Annotated in this window: 15 protein-coding genes; 4 read left to right on the top strand and 11 right to left on the bottom strand. The window is 65.2% G+C overall.

Features of this window, described 5'->3' with window-relative positions; all coding sequences use genetic code 11:
• Positions 1-120: 120 nt before the first annotated feature.
• Positions 121-735, top strand: coding sequence for a 30S ribosomal protein S4 (gene rpsD / locus ACGHN1_RS13245; RefSeq protein WP_390551333.1), 615 nt, complete (start codon positions 121-123; stop codon positions 733-735).
• 74 nt (positions 736-809) lie between these two features.
• Here rpsD and ACGHN1_RS13240 read toward each other — a convergent pair whose 3' ends face one another.
• The 10 genes from ACGHN1_RS13240 to ACGHN1_RS13195 form a co-directional block, all read right to left on the bottom strand.
• A complete protein-coding gene (locus ACGHN1_RS13240) occupies positions 810-2789 on the bottom strand; it encodes an alpha/beta fold hydrolase (RefSeq protein WP_390551332.1) in 1980 nt (659 codons plus the stop codon).
• Positions 2790-2878: 89 nt separating this feature from the next.
• On the bottom strand, positions 2879-4057 hold the full coding sequence (gene tgt, locus ACGHN1_RS13235; protein WP_390551331.1) for a tRNA guanosine(34) transglycosylase Tgt: 1179 nt from the start codon (positions 4055-4057) through the stop codon (positions 2879-2881).
• Positions 4054-4998 carry a YdiY family protein gene (locus ACGHN1_RS13230; RefSeq protein ID WP_390551330.1) on the bottom strand — a complete coding sequence of 315 codons (945 nt, stop codon included), beginning with the start codon at positions 4996-4998 and terminating at the stop codon, positions 4054-4056. Before ACGHN1_RS13230 ends, tgt begins: the two co-directional genes overlap by 4 nt.
• Positions 4999-5015: 17 nt before the next feature.
• Positions 5016-5780: an ABC transporter permease gene (locus ACGHN1_RS13225; protein WP_390551329.1), complete on the bottom strand. Its 765-nt coding sequence runs from the start codon at positions 5778-5780 to the stop codon at positions 5016-5018.
• The gene (locus ACGHN1_RS13220) at positions 5777-6757 is read right to left on the bottom strand and encodes an ABC transporter ATP-binding protein (RefSeq protein ID WP_390551328.1); all 981 of its coding nucleotides are present in this window, start codon (positions 6755-6757) and stop codon (positions 5777-5779) included. The genes ACGHN1_RS13225 and ACGHN1_RS13220 overlap by 4 nt, the downstream gene beginning before the upstream one ends.
• The gene (queA, locus tag ACGHN1_RS13215) at positions 6729-7757 is read right to left on the bottom strand and encodes a tRNA preQ1(34) S-adenosylmethionine ribosyltransferase-isomerase QueA (protein ID WP_390551327.1); all 1029 of its coding nucleotides are present in this window, start codon (positions 7755-7757) and stop codon (positions 6729-6731) included. The genes ACGHN1_RS13220 and queA overlap by 29 nt, the downstream gene beginning before the upstream one ends.
• Positions 7758-7810: 53 nt before the next feature.
• A complete protein-coding gene (locus ACGHN1_RS13210) occupies positions 7811-8479 on the bottom strand; it encodes a peptidylprolyl isomerase (RefSeq protein ID WP_390551326.1) in 669 nt (222 codons plus the stop codon).
• Positions 8480-8567: 88 nt separating this feature from the next.
• Positions 8568-9080, bottom strand: a complete 513-nt coding sequence (gene coaD, locus ACGHN1_RS13205) for a pantetheine-phosphate adenylyltransferase (protein ID WP_390551325.1) — start codon at positions 9078-9080, stop codon at positions 8568-8570.
• Positions 9077-9985, bottom strand: a complete 909-nt coding sequence (locus ACGHN1_RS13200) for a polyprenyl synthetase family protein (protein ID WP_390551324.1) — start codon at positions 9983-9985, stop codon at positions 9077-9079. The genes coaD and ACGHN1_RS13200 overlap by 4 nt, the downstream gene beginning before the upstream one ends.
• A gap of 4 nt (positions 9986-9989) precedes the next feature.
• On the bottom strand, positions 9990-10253 hold the full coding sequence (locus ACGHN1_RS13195) for an exodeoxyribonuclease VII small subunit (RefSeq protein ID WP_390551323.1): 264 nt from the start codon (positions 10251-10253) through the stop codon (positions 9990-9992).
• A gap of 65 nt (positions 10254-10318) precedes the next feature.
• Between ACGHN1_RS13195 and ACGHN1_RS13190 the strand changes: the two genes are divergently transcribed.
• The 3 genes from ACGHN1_RS13190 to purL are packed head-to-tail and all read left to right on the top strand — an operon-like array spanning position 10319 to position 13681.
• On the top strand, positions 10319-10720 hold the full coding sequence (locus tag ACGHN1_RS13190) for a DUF2177 family protein (RefSeq protein ID WP_390551322.1): 402 nt from the start codon (positions 10319-10321) through the stop codon (positions 10718-10720).
• 7 nt (positions 10721-10727) lie between these two features.
• The gene (locus ACGHN1_RS13185) at positions 10728-11408 is read left to right on the top strand and encodes a hypothetical protein (RefSeq protein ID WP_390551321.1); all 681 of its coding nucleotides are present in this window, start codon (positions 10728-10730) and stop codon (positions 11406-11408) included.
• A gap of 11 nt (positions 11409-11419) precedes the next feature.
• A complete protein-coding gene (gene purL, locus ACGHN1_RS13180) occupies positions 11420-13681 on the top strand; it encodes a phosphoribosylformylglycinamidine synthase subunit PurL (RefSeq protein ID WP_390551320.1) in 2262 nt (753 codons plus the stop codon).
• A gap of 27 nt (positions 13682-13708) precedes the next feature.
• Here the strand turns inward: purL and ACGHN1_RS13175 are convergent, their stop codons facing one another.
• Entirely contained in the window at positions 13709-14542 is an 834-nt protein-coding gene (locus ACGHN1_RS13175) for a Coq4 family protein (RefSeq protein ID WP_390551319.1), read from the bottom strand.
• Positions 14543-14559: the final 17 nt, after the last annotated feature.

The following is a 14559-nucleotide window of genomic DNA, read 5'->3' as shown; positions in this document are numbered from 1 at the left end:
CGCGAATTGGCTCCGCACCCCGGTGAAGCGGCGGCCACGCATGACGCAGTCGGTCATGCGGTGCGATGCCGGGTTGGATGGCCGCGAATGGCGCGGTCCAGCAAATCGAAGGACTATCTCATGTCGAAGCGCAAGAGCGCCAAGTACAAACTCGACCGCCGGATGGGCGAGAACATCTGGGGTCGCCCGAATTCCCCGGTCAACAAGCGCTCCTACGGCCCCGGCCAGCATGGCCAGCGTCGCAAGGGCAAGACGAGCGATTTCGGCCTCCAGCTGCGCGCCAAGCAGAAGCTCAAGGGCTATTACGGCGACGTCACTGAGAAGCAGTTCAAGCGCACCTATCAGGAGGCGTCGCGCATGAAGGGCGACACCGGTCAGAACCTGATCGGCCTGCTCGAGCAGCGGCTCGACATGGTCGTCTACCGCGCCAAGTTCGCGCCGACGATCTTCTCCGCGCGTCAGATCGTGAGCCACGGCCACATCTATCTGAACGGCGTGAAGACCAACATCGCCAGCGCTCGCGTGAAGGTCGGCGACGTCGTCAGCCTGGGCAGCAAGGCCAAGGACATGGCACTGGTGATCGAGGCGCAGAGCCTGCCCGAGCGCGAGATTCCGGATTACGTATCGCCCGACGGTAACGACAAGATCACCTTCGCCCGCGTGCCGACGCTGGACGAGGTGCCCTACCCGGTGACGATGGAACCGAACCTGGTGGTCGAGTTCTACTCGCGCTGACCCCGGCAGTTCGTTCGAGGATCGAGGGCGGCCTCCCAACGGGGGCCGTCCTTTTTCTTTCTCCTACGGGTGCCTTACATTCCCAGATGTTCGCGCAGGAACGCGTCGCTTTCGGTCAAGAGAGTATAGCGAGCCCGGGAATTCTCGAGGCTGTGCGCAAGATCAGGGAATTCGATCAGCCGAACCGTCTTTCCTGCGGAGCGCAGTTCGTGCTCCATCCTGCGGGATTGGGCGATCCCGACGTTGAGATCCTCCTCCCCGTGAATGAGTAGAACCGGGGACCGAAACTGCCCAGGGTGACGCGCAGGCGATCCCGCCGCAACGTGCGGTCCAGAGCCGACGAATTGGGCCACCAGCCCCCAGTTGGTGTATTCGCGGGCTTCGTCTTTCACCATGTCCAGATCGGTGACCGGCGCGATGGCAACGACTGCGCGATAGAGTTCCGGATCGACAACCTGAGACTGCAGCGCCGCATAACCGCCGTAAGACCATCCGACGACTGCCAGCTTGTCCGGCTCGGCAATTCCTTCCGCGACGAGCCAACGACCGGCATCGTTGACATCGCCGATCGCGACCGGCCAATCGCGAAAGCCGTTGCCACCGAACCAGTTCGTTCCGTAGCCGGAGGAGCCGCGATAATTGGGTTGAAGCACAGCGAAGCCTCGATGGACGAAGTACTGGACAAGCCAGTCGAAGCCCCATTCGTCGCGAGCGCTGGGGCCGCCGTGAGGCATTACGATCGCGGGAAGTCCCCGCTTGGGGCCGTCGGGGGGAAGGGTCAGATAGGCCGGAATTTCGGCCCCGTCCCGCGCGGTATAGGTTACCGGTGTCATTTGACCCATGGCCGCGCCGGCAAGGGGCTCTCGCAGCGGTAGCACCTCTTCCAGGCGCTTGGTGTTCTTGTCGTACAGATAGACCATGCCGGGGTCCGTGTCTCCGGAGGCGATGATCAGGAGTTTGCTTCCGTCACGGCTCGCATCGGCGAATTCGATGAGCGGATTGCCCGGCAAGGCCTTGCGAAAGGCTTTTTGCAAAGCCGACAGCTCGGGGTCGAAGAATTCGATCGTGCGGCGGTCCGTGGCGTAGCTTGCACCGACCACCTTGCCTCCCGGTCCGGTTCTTACTAGACGGTCTACGTCGATACCGGGACGTGACAGCAGGAGCTTGCTCGATCCGCTCCCGTCCAGCTTGACCTCGAAGATCGAATTGAAGCCGTCATGATCGGCAAAGCCGTATGCCACGTTCTTCGTGCTATCGACGGCCACCGGGACAAAATCGCTAGGCCCGGGGCTGGCGACTTCCAGAGGCCGCCAAAATCCGCCCTCGAGCGGGCGATACATATACCGCACCGAATCCAGCAGGCGGCCGGCGTTGGTGATATCGCGTTCGTGGAGGATGCGGACTTGCCCGGCGTCGTCGGCTACGTAGCGGGTCGCTTCCTTGCGAGCCTTTTCGACCACTCTCCGACGCAGCGTGTTCAAGTCGATGTAATCGACGCCGAGACCCTCCTCGTCGCTGGCCAACCGCGAGCCGGTCGAGAACTCCTTGATGAACTGCCGGGTCATGAGAACTGCGTCTTCATCCTCCCCACCTCGCCATGAAATGATCGAGCCGCCATCTTGCGCGATCCCGAGAGCGCGTGAATCCTGCTCGGCACTGAGCATTTGCGCATCGCTGCCATCGGCATTCACGATCAGCATACGACTGAACATCACGTCGGTCGCGTCGATCACCCCCCGCAGCGCGACATCGCAGAGGAGCCGTTCGTCCGAAGCCCAATCGCACCAGGCAATGTGCGTGCCGACTTCCTTGTTCTGCATGATCGGCACCAGCTTGATCGTCGGCCCTGTCAGATCTGCCGTCAGGATAAGCTGAGTATCGGCGGGGCCGGGCTGCACGACGGCGAGGCGCTTGCCCGAGGGTGAAAGAGCTATGTCCTCGACCGTGGGCATCGCGGCATAGCGCGCCGCCATCTCGTCCGGCGCTTGTGCGAACGCGCCCCCCGCGAGCCCGGCCACCGCGATGGCCGCAGCACATATTTGCCTGTTTTTCATGAACGACCCCTCGTTGACCCTGTGTCGAAGGCTATTCGCCTTAGCCAGTCAAAGCAAGATGGTGGGCCGGACAGGCCCGATCGCGCGCTCTAGGACGGGGCTTGTTTCCCTCTGGTAGTCGCCCGCTCCCGACCGCAAGTGGAACCGTATTCGGAAAGGAAATCTACCCGAAACTTCTCGAAGGCCCCTTCCGCGATCGCCTTGCGCATTGCCGCCATCAGCTGCTGGTAGAAGGCAAGGTTGTGTTCGGTCAGCAACATCGCACCGAGCATCTCGCCGGCCTTCGTCAGGTGGTGAAGGTAGGCCCGGGAATAGGTCCCGCACACCGCGCATTCGCACCGCTCGTCCAGCGGCGCGGTGTCTTCCGCGTGGCCGGCGTTGCGCAGGTTCAGCGGGCCGCTCCAGGTGAAGGCCTGTCCGTTGCGGCCCGACCGGGTCGGCAGAACGCAGTCGAACATGTCCACGCCGCGCGCGACCGCGCCGACCAGATCGTCTGGCTTGCCCACGCCCATCAGATAGCGCGGGGCGTCCTCGGGCAGCTGGCCCGGCGCAAAATCGAGCGTTGCGAACATCGCCTCCTGCCCTTCCCCCACGGCAAGGCCGCCGATGGCATAGCCGTCGAAGCCGATCGCGCGCAGGGCTTCGGCGGAACGGGCGCGCAGACTCTCGTCGAGGGCACCTTGCTGGATGCCGAACAACGCTGCGTTCTCCGCATGCTCTCCGCCCGCGTCGAAGGCATCGCGGCTCCGCTGCGCCCAGCGCATCGACATTTCCATGCTCGCCTCGATCTCGGCCATCGGCCGGTCGGCGCGTGGGCATTCGTCGAAGGCCATGACGATGTCGGAGCCGAGCAGGCACTGGATCTCCATCGAGCGCTCGGGGGTCAGCATATGCCTCGAACCGTCGATATGGCTGCGGAATTCGACGCCCTTCTCGGTCAGCTTGGTCAGGTCCGACAGGCTCATGACCTGATAGCCGCCGCTGTCGGTCAGGATCGGCCGGTCCCAGTTCATGAAGCGATGCAGCCCTCCGAGCCTTGCGACCCGCTCCGCCCCTGGCCGCAGCATCAGGTGATAGGTGTTTCCGAGAATGATGTCCGCCCCGGTCGCCCGGACGCTCTCCGGCTTCATCGCCTTTACCGTCGCCGCCGTGCCGACCGGCATGAAGGCCGGCGTGCGGATCTCGCCCCGACGCATGGCGATGCGTCCCGTCCGCGCCTTGCCGTCGGTCGCCTCGATACGGAAATGGAACCGGGGCTGCTGCGTCAAAAGCCGTAGACCAGCGTGAAGCGCGTCAGCGTATCGGTTTCGACGGCACCGGCTGGCGGCTTGCTGTCGTAATCGAGCGTGAAGGCGAGCCGGGTGGTCAGCCGGTCCGTAACCTTGGCGTCGAGGCCGGTCACCAGCGTGACCGATGTGCTGCGCCCGCCGATGATCGCCACCGCCTCGCCGCCGGCCGCGGCGACGAGATTGGCATCCTGGGTCAGCGCCAGCCCTTCCGCGAACCGCCAGTCGAAATCGAGGCCGACCAGCGCATTGAGCGAATCCTCGGTGCCGCCGGCGATGAAGCGCGTGTGGCGGTAGGCGGGTCCGGCCTTGGCCGACAGGTCGAGCGCCGGTCCGTCGAAGACGGTGACCCCGAGCCCGCCCGACAGCGCGTAACGCCCGGAATAGCCCTGGAATCGGTCGCGCTCGTATTGCGCCAGACCGTAGGCGAACAGATTTTCGCCGATCTGATATCTCGGTTCGTAGGCACCGAAGAACTGCTCGCGCGAGGTGCGGCCGTTGTCGCGCTGGTAGTCCGCCCGCGCGCGCAGGCTGTGAGTCCATTCGTTGCCTGCACGCATCAGTTCGACCGCGGCGGTCAGGCCGGTGCTGCTGCTGTTGCCCGATGCGGTGAAGGCGCCGATCTCGCCCTTGCCCGACCAGCGATCGAGAGGGCCGGCTTCCTCGATCGCCAGGCGTTCGGCCTCTGCAGCCTTGGCCGCAGCGGCCTGTCTTGCGGCGTGGACTTCGCCAACCAGTGCGTCGATCTCAGCCGCATCGTCGGGATTGGTTTGCCGGGCGGTAGCTGCCACTGCGTCGAAGACGGCCGCATCGCCGCTCGCGCGGGCGGCCTCGAGCATTGCGCGTACGGGCTCGGGCAGTTCCGCCGCGGCAGGCGTGGCGAGGAACGGCAGAAACAGGAAGGCTCTGACGAATTTGGGCATAACCCGCCGCTAGCAATTCAGGCGCGCAGTCGCCAGCCCGTCCTGAAGATGGTGGCGATCACCGCGACACAGGCTGCAAGAAACGCCAGCGTGATTCCGAAACTGATCCAGATGTCGACGTCGCTCGAACCGTAGAAGGTCCAACGCAAACCGCTGACGAGGTACACGATCGGGTTGGCGAGCGCGAGTGTGTCCCACGGCTTGGGCAGCATGTCGATCGAGTAGAACGTGCCCCCGAGAAAGGTCAGCGGCGTCAGGAACAGCATCGGGATGATCCCGAGCTTCTCGAAATTGTCTGCCCAGATGCCGAGGATAAATCCGAACAGGCTGAATGCCGCGGCCACGAGCATGATGTAGATGATCGCCAGCAAAGGATGGGCGATCGAATAATCGACGAACAGTCGCGCGGTGACGAGGATGATCGCGGCGAGGATCAGGCTCTTGGTCATCGCCGCGCCGACGAAGCCGATCAGCGTCTCGCCCACGCCGACCGGCGCGCTGAGCAGCTCGTAGATCGTGCCGGTGAAGCGCGGCATGTAGATCCCGAAGCTCGAATTGCTGGTCGTCTCCCCGAGCAGGGTGAGCATCAGCAGTCCGGGAATGATGAAGGCGCCGTAATCGACCCCGCCGAGATCGGGCATCCGTCCGCCGATCGCCGCGCCGAAGACGATGAAATAGAGCGAGGTCGTGAGCACCGGAGCCAGCACCGACTGGAACGCCGTGCGCAGGAAGCGCATCAGCTCGCGCGTGTAGATCGACCAAGTGGAGCGCCAGCCGATCATGCCGCCTTATCCTCTCCCAGAAGAGAGACGAAAATCTCTTCGAGGCTGCTCTCGCGGACATCGATGCCGGTGTAGTCGATCCCCGCCGCGGTAAGCGCCTTGGTGATCTCGGCGACTTCGGTCTTGCCCCTCCCGGTTCCGTCGCCGCCGCGATAGCACAGCGCGCGTCCGTCGTTCTCGAGCTCGATCGGATAGGGAGAAAGAGCCGGCGGTATCGCCGCGAGCGGTTGCGCGAGGGTAATATGCGCTTCGGTACGTCCGAGCCGGGCCATCATCGCCTCCTTCTCGTCGACCATCAGCAGTCGGCCCTTGTCGATGACCCCGACGCGGTCGGCCATCAGCTCGGCCTCCTCGATGTAATGGGTGGTGAGGATGATGGTCACGCCGCGAGCGCGCATCTCGTCGACGATCGCCCACATGCCCTTGCGCAATTCGACATCGACGCCCGCGGTCGGCTCGTCGAGAAACAGCAGGTCGGGCTCGTGCGCCAGCGCCTTGGCGATCAGCACCCGGCGCTTCATCCCGCCCGACAGCGCCATGATCCGCGCATCGCGCTTGTCCCAAAGGCTGAGCGAACGCAGGATCTGCTCGATCCGCGCCGGATCGGGTGCAAGGCCGAACAGACCGCGCGAATAGCTCACCGCGCGCTCAACCGGCTCGAACATGTCGGTCGCCAGTTCCTGCGGGACCAGGCCGATCCGCCTTCGCGCCTGTCGCCATTCCCTGGCCATGTCGTGACCGAAGGCACGGATCGTGCCCGATGTCGGCCGGACAAGCCCGCAGACCGCGCCGATCAATGTCGTCTTGCCCGCCCCGTTGGGGCCCAGCAGCGCAAAGATCTCGCCTCTGCGGATCGTCAGATCGACATTCTCGAGCGCCTTGAGCCCACCGGGGTAGACCTTGGTCAAACCGGAAATGTCGAGAATGGCGTCGCTCACGATCCGCCGATTACGGCAGCAGAAGCGAGGAGTCACCATAGGAATAGAAGCGATACTCCTCGGCGATCGCATGGGCATAGGCATCGAGCATCCGCTCGCGCCCCATCATGGCGCTGACCAGCATGAAAAGCGTCGATCGTGGCAGGTGAAAATTGGTCATGAGGCCGTCGACCGCGCGGAAGGCATAGCCGGGCATGATGAAGATGTCGGTATCGCCTTCGAAGGGGCGGATCGTGCCGTCCCGATCGGCCGCGCTTTCGAGTAGACGCAGGCTGGTGGTTCCCACAGCGATCAGCCGGCCGCCCGCGCGCCGTGCCGCGTTGAGCCGCTCCGCCGTTGCCTCGTCGATCCGGCCCCACTCGCTGTGCATTGCGTGGTCGTCGGTATCCTCGGCCTTGACCGGCAGGAAGGTCCCCGCGCCGACGTGGAGGGTCAGCGTTTCACGAGCGATGCCAGCACTATCCAGAGCGGTCACCAGTTCGGGTGTGAAATGCAGCGCGGCCGTAGGCGCCGCCACCGCACCGTCCTGCGCCGCGAACATCGTCTGATAATCCTCGCGGTCCTGTGAATCGGTCGTCCGGCGCGAGGCGATATAGGGCGGCAGGGGCATGGTCCCGGCGCGTTCGAGCAGCCATTCGACCGGCTCTTCCCCCGGGAAGGAAATGGTGAAGCTGCCGTCCTCGTGCCGCCGCTCGGCGACCGCCGTCACTCCGCCACCGAAGGTCAACAGATTGCCCTCCTTCACGCGCTTGGCGTTGCGAACGAAGGCCTGCCAGCGCCGCAGCCCTTCGCGCTTGTGCAGCGTGATGCCGATCTTCGCCTCGCCGCGCCGTCCCTCGAGGCGGGCGGGGATGACCTTCGTGTCGTTGAACACCAGCACGTCGCCCGCGCGAAGTTGCGCGGGCAAATCGCTCACGCCGCGATCCTCGAAAGGACCGTCCGAACGCACCACCAGCATCCGCGCGGCATCGCGCGGCCGCGCCGGACGCAGCGCGATCCGCTCCGGCGGGAGCGCGAAATCGAAGAGATCGACGTTCATGACCGGCCCGATAACGCCCGGAAAGCGCCAGGCAAACCCGGTTCGTTAAGGGTCTAGTTGGTGATCGGCGCGTTGAGTTCGTCGGCGCTGATGTCGAGGCTGCGGTCCGGCGACGGCGCGGCCGGAACGGGTGCGTTCTCGCTGGCGATCGAAGCCTGCATGATCCGCGTCGGGTTCTCCGGCGGTTCGCCGCGCTGGATGGCATCGACCGCTGCCATGTTCGCGATCACACGGCCGAAGACGGTGTAGCGGTTGTCGAGGCTGAAGCGCGGGTAGAAGACGATGAAAAACTGGCTGTTGGCGCTGTCCTCGCTGGCGGCGCGGGCCATCGACAACGTGCCACGAAGATGCGGTTGCGGATTGAATTCGGCGGCGAGATCGGGAAGCTGCGAACCGCCCTGCCCGGTCCCCGTCGGGTCGCCGGTCTGGGCCATGAACCCGTCGATAACGCGATGGAAGATCACCCCGTCGTAAAATCCTTGGCGCGCCAGCGTCTTGACCCTTTCGACATGGTTGGGCGCCCATTCCGGCATCAGCCGGATGGCCACCCGCTCGCCGTTCGACAGGTCGAGCAGCAGGATATTGTCGAGATCCTCGGTCGTGCTGAAATTCACCGGAGCATTGACGCCGGCCGAAGTGGCGGGCGTGGCCGGCGCCTCCTGCGCCAGCGCGGCCGGGGCGGCGAGGACAAGCGCGGCAAGGGCGATCGATTTCCTGATCATCGAAATTCCGTATGTCTGTTTGGGAGAATTCGTGAAGCGCGCTCTAGCCGCGGCGGGCTGACGAGGCAATGAACGGGCCGGGGGCCTTTCAGTAATCGCCGCGGCGTCCGATCTTGTCGACCCGCGCGATGATCTCGTCGCACACCGCCGGACTGACGAAGGGCGCGATATCGCCGCCGTAGAGCGCGATTTCCTTCACCAGCCGCGAGGCGATCGGCTGGAGCGAGACGTCGGCCATGAGGAACACGGTCTCGATCCCGTCGTCGATCTGCTGGTTCATGCCCGCCATCTGATATTCGTATTCGAAATCCGCCACCGCGCGCAGCCCGCGCACGATCATGGTTGCCCCCTGCGCTCGCGCGAATTTCATCAGCAATGCATCGAAGCCGACAACCTCGACATTGCCTAACGCCATTGCCGCAACCTCGCGTTCGACCATGGCTAGCCGTTCTTCGGTCGAGAACATGGGGTTCTTGGAAGGGTTGGTCGTCACCCCGATGATCAGCCGGTCGACCAGCTTGCTGCCGCGGCGGATGATGTCGGCGTGCCCCAGCGTGATCGGATCGAAAGTGCCCGGATAGACGCCAATTCTCTCTGTCATCGGTCCCTCTCAACGATATAGCGCGCGAGCGCGGCGAGCAGAGCTGCATCGTCGCCATAGCCCGCGAGATGGCCCACGGCTTGTTCCACCAACATGCGCGCCTGGGCGCGCGCCTTGTCGATCCCCATCAGGGTCACGAAAGTAGCCTTGCCCTGCCCCTCGTCCTTGCGCAGCGCCTTGCCGGCGCGTGCCTCGTCACCCTCGATGTCGAGCAGGTCGTCGGCAATCTGGAAGGCGAGCCCGATATCGCGCGCGTAGCCGCGCAGGGGAGCACGGCCGTCGGGCGGGACCCGGCCCAGGATCGACCCCATCTCCACGCTCGCCGCGAGCAAAGCACCGGTCTTCAACTGTTGGAGCCGAGTGACCTGCCGCAGATCGTAGTTTTGTTCCTCGGCCGCCATGTCCATGACCTGCCCTCCGGCCATTCCCTCGTGGCCGCTGGCGAGGGCAAGGCAGCGAACGAGCTCGGACTGAACGAAGGGATCGCTGCTGGTGTCGGGCCGCGTCAGGATATCGAAGGCGAGGGCATGAAGGCTATCGCCGGCAAGCACCGCGGTCGCCTCGTCGAAGGCCTTGTGCAGCGTCGGCTTGCCATGCCGCAGATCGTCGTCGTCCATGCAGGGCAGATCATCGTGGATCAGCGAATAGGCATGGATCGCCTCCACCGCACAGCCAGCGTTGACCGCCGCCTCCCGGTCTACCCCGAACAGGCTCGCGGTCGCGACCAGCAGCAGCGGGCGCACCCGCTTTCCACCGCCGATCGCGGCATAGCGCATGGCTTCGACCAGAGGCGCGCGCGCATCGTCAGGTGCCGGGAGGAATGCGTCGAAGGTCTCGTCGACTTCGGCCTGTATGCGCAGCAGCGCACTCTTGAGAATATCGTTCTCGACCGCGACGAGACCCACGGGTTCAATTCTCGGCGTCGAAGGGGGCGGTGCCCACGGGCTTGCCGTCGGCGCCCTGCACGATCTTCTCGATCCGCGCCTGCGCCGCATCGAGCCGGGCCTGGCAATGGGCACGCAATTTCTCGCCGCGCTCGTAAAGATCGATGCTCTCGTCGAGCGGAACGTTGCCGCTCTCGAGCCGCCGCACCACCGTTTCGAGCGCCTTCAGCGCGTCCTCGAAACTCATTCCGGAAATGTCGGGAGCCGCGCCCGTGTCAGCTTCTGCCATATCGCGGCGACCATTGACCATGCGCACCCACCGGGTCAAGAACAGCCGCCGGGGGGAGAACGGGAATGAAGTGGATTGTCGCCTACGTCGCCGCCGCGATTGCCTTCGGCGTGCTCGATGCCCTGTGGCTGCGCTGGGCCGGACCCAATCTCTACCGCCCGGTGATCGGCGAGATCATGGCGGCGGAGTTCCGCAAGGGCGCCGCCATCGCCTTCTATCTGATCTACCTTGCCGGCATGGTCTGGTTCGCGGTTCGCCCGGGGCTGGAATCCGGCAGCGTGGCCACGGCTGCGCTCAACGGCGCGCTGCTCGGAGCGCTCTGCTACGCGACTTTCGATCTCACCAGCCAGGCGGTGATGAAGGTCTGGGCTACGCATATCAGCCTCGCCGACATCGCCTGGGGCGCCTTCGCCACCGCCGTCGCCGCCAGCGTTGCAACCTGGGCCGCGATGCGGTGGGCGGGATAACCCGGGGATGTTCATCGGGCATTGGGCTCCGGCCTTCGTCGCCGGCGCGGTGTCGCCGGAAAGCCCTCGCCTGGGAACGCTGTTCATCGCCGCCCAGCTCGTCGACTGGGCCTTCGTCGCTTTCGCCCTGACCGGCATCGAGGGTTTGCGAATCGTCCCCGGCATCACCGCGATGAACCCGCTCGATCTCTATCACATGCCCTATACGCACAGTCTGCTGGGAACGGCAGTCTTCGCCGCTCTGTTCGGCCTCATTGTCGGGGCCGGGCTGCGCAATGCGGTCGCCGGAACACTGGCAGGCGCGGTGGTGCTCAGCCATTGGTTCCTCGACCTGCTGGTTCATCGGCCGGACCTGACGCTCGCCGGCGGCGACAGTAGGTTCGGCTGGGGCCTGTGGAACCGGCCGCTGATCGAAATGCCGCTCGAGCTGATCCTGCTTTGCGGTGCATTCGCCTGGTATGTCCGTTCGACCAAGGGCCCGCTGGGGCCGCCCCTGATCCTGCTGGGAGTGCTCTTGCTCCTCCAGGCGATCAACTGGTTCGCGCCCGATCCTAGGGAATATTCGGCGCTGATCCCGATCATGGGCTTCGTCGGCTTCGCCATTCCAACCGCCCTCGCCTTCTGGGTCGGGCGGACCCGGTGGCACAAGCGGCAGGTCGGGCTGGCGGTGGCGAGCGCGCGCCGCTAATCGCACGGGCCATGTCGAGCTCATCCGATTCCATCACTCCCGAAATCGTCGAACAGCACGGCCTGTCGCCGGAAGAATACGAACGCGTGCAGCATGCGCTGGGCCGCGAGCCGAACCTCGTCGAACTCGGCATCTTCTCGGTGATGTGGTCCGAGCATTGCAGCTACAAGAGCTCGCGCCTGCATCTGAAGAAACTGCCGACCGAGGCACCTTGGGTGATCTGCGGCCCGGGCGAGAATGCCGGCGTGATCGATATCGGCGACGGCCCAAATGGAGTAAGGCAGGCCGCCATCTTCAAGATGGAGAGCCACAACCACCCCAGCTACATCGAACCCTATCAGGGCGCAGCGACCGGCGTGGGCGGCATCCTGCGCGACGTCTTCACCATGGGCGCGCGGCCCGTGGCCAACGCCAACGCGCTGCGCTTCGGGCGCCCCGACCACCACAAGATGCAGCACCTGGTCAAGGGCGTGGTCGCGGGGATCGGCGGCTACGGCAATTGCGTCGGCGTGCCGACCGTCGCCGGCGAGACCAATTTCCACCCGGCCTACGACGGCAACATCCTCGTCAATGCGATGACGGTCGGCGTCGCGGATGCAGATCGCATTTTCTATTCCGCCGCGACGGGCGTGGGCAATCCGATCGTCTACGTCGGCTCCAAGACCGGGCGCGACGGAATTCACGGCGCGACCATGGCCAGCGCCGATTTCGAGGAGGACGCCGAGGCCAAGCGCCCCACGGTGCAGGTGGGCGATCCCTTCACCGAGAAACTGCTGATCGAGGCCTGCCTCGAGCTGATGGCCACCGATGCCATCGTCGCAATCCAGGACATGGGCGCGGCGGGGCTGACCAGCTCCAGCGTGGAGATGGCGACCAACGGCAAGGCCGGCATCCGGCTCGACATGGACAAGGTGCCCTGCCGCGAAGAGGGCATGACGCCATACGAGATGATGCTGAGCGAGAGCCAGGAGCGCATGCTCATGGTGCTGAAGCCCGGCAAGGAAGACATGGCGGCGGCGATCTTCCGCAAGTGGGAACTCGATTTCGCGGTGATCGGCGAGGTTACCGACACCCAGCACATGGTGCTCGAATTCGGCGGCGAAGTCGTGTGCGACATCCCGCTGGGCCCGCTCGCCGCGGATGCCCCGCTCTACGACCGGCCGTATCTCTCGAAGGAGGAATACACCGCTTGGGCGCAGGTGCGGCCGGTCGAAGGCGTTCCCGAATGCGCCGATCCGGGCACCGACCTTCTCGCGATGATGGCCAGCCCTGCTCTCGCCTCGCGCCGCTGGATCGCCGAGCAGTACGACAGCCAGGTCGGCGCCGACACGCTCCAGACCGGCGGCGATGCGGGCGTGGTCCGCGTCCACGGCACGGGGAAGGCGCTGGCGATCACCACCGACTGCACCCCGCGCTACGTCCATGCCGACCCCTACGAGGGCGGCAAGCAGGCGATCGCGGAAGCTTATCGCAACCTTTGCGCGGTCGGGGCGCGGCCGCTGGCGGTGACCAATTGCCTCAATTTCGCCAATCCGCAGCGGCCCGAGATCATGGCGCAGCTGGTCCACGCGCTCGACGGCATGGGCGATGCCTGCCGTGCGCTCGACTTCCCGATCGTCAGCGGCAACGTCAGCCTCTATAACGAGAGCAAGGCCACCGGCGGGGGTTCGGCCATCCTGCCCACTCCGGCGATCGGCGGTGTCGGCCTGATCGATGATTACGAGCGCATGATGACCATGCCCTTCAAGGCCGAAGGCGATGCGATCTATCTCGTCGCACCGGAATTCTGGGCCCGGCCCGATCCGACCCGCTCGCATCTCGGCAAATCGCTCTGGCTCGACATCGTCCACGGGCGCGACGAGGGCCGTGCGCCACCCGTCGACCTGGCGGCCGAACGCGGTGCGGGCGATATCGTCCGCAAGTTGATTGCCGAGGGCCTGGTGAATGCGGTCCACGACATTTCCGACGGCGGGCTGGCGGTCGCGCTGGCCGAAATGGCGCTCGCCGGGGGTCTGGGCGCGGATGTCTCGCGCAACGAGGCCTACACCCCGGCACAATGGTGGTTTGGCGAGGACCAGGCGCGTTACGTCGTGACGACGAGCGATGTCGATGCGTTCAATGCGATCGTCGCCGAGGGCCCCGAAACCGAGGAGGCGGCCCAGGTCGGCTTCCTTCGCCTGGGCACGGTGGGAGGCGATCGGCTGCTGGGCGTGGACATCGCGAAGCTGCGCGAAGCCCACGAAAACTTCTTCCGCGAGTGGATGGAACGCTAGAGCTCCATCCGGCTCGATTGTCCTGCCTTAAGCGGCGACCGCTTCCGGCTGGCTCTTCTTTGCCAGCAGATCGTAGGGGTCGATTCCCTCTTCGCGCCAGATGCGGTGGCATTCGCGGTACCAGTGCGGATCGGGAATGTTCAGCTCGGCACGTGCCTCGTCCAGATCCTTCGCCAGCAGCTCGCGGATCGACATGGCGACCAGCGGCGGGCAGGCGACCCCGGTCCTGTGCGCCTGGCGGCAGGCCTTCCACACCGGCGCGCGGCTCTTCACCGTCTTCATGATGTTGAGCGCGCCGGCATAGCCGATCAGCAGGTGGCCGTGGCTGGGCGACTGGCCGTGGGTGAACAGCAGCACGCATTGCTCGCCGAGCCCGTCGCGGCCGTAGCCGGTGAGAACGTGCATCAGATCGTGCGTGTCGCGCTGGCGGAAGCCGAACCATTCGACCAGATCGCCGTATTTCGGATTGCCGAGCTTGTCCGCCTCGGCGGCGAGGCCGGCGGCGGACAGGCCCTCGCTCTCCATGAAATCGCAATAGGCATGCGCGACCGAGCCGCGCGGCAGTCTGCGCAGCGCATCGTGATCGTCGAGGATCGGCGGCAGGAACGGCTCTTCGGCGCGAAGCTGTTCGCCGCGTTCGCTCAGCGTCAGAGCGCGGACCCGCGGCAGGAAGTGCTTCGAAGGCAGCGATTCGAAGATCTTGAAGACGTGGCTGGTCTCTTCCTTGTCCTTCAGCAGATCGCGGAAATGGCCATAGGCCTTGCGCAGCGAATATTTCGGCTGGGGACGGCGCGGATCGCGCAACAGCGTGCCGTCGCTCGCGCTTTCGGTTCCGGCGATATCGGTCTGATAGGCGGTCATGTTCGCACCCTTACTGA

It is taken from the genome of Qipengyuania sp. MTN3-11 (genome assembly GCF_042851825.1).
In the GTDB taxonomy this organism is placed as follows: domain Bacteria; phylum Pseudomonadota; class Alphaproteobacteria; order Sphingomonadales; family Sphingomonadaceae; genus Qipengyuania.
This window is presented reverse-complemented; position numbering and strand designations above follow the sequence as displayed.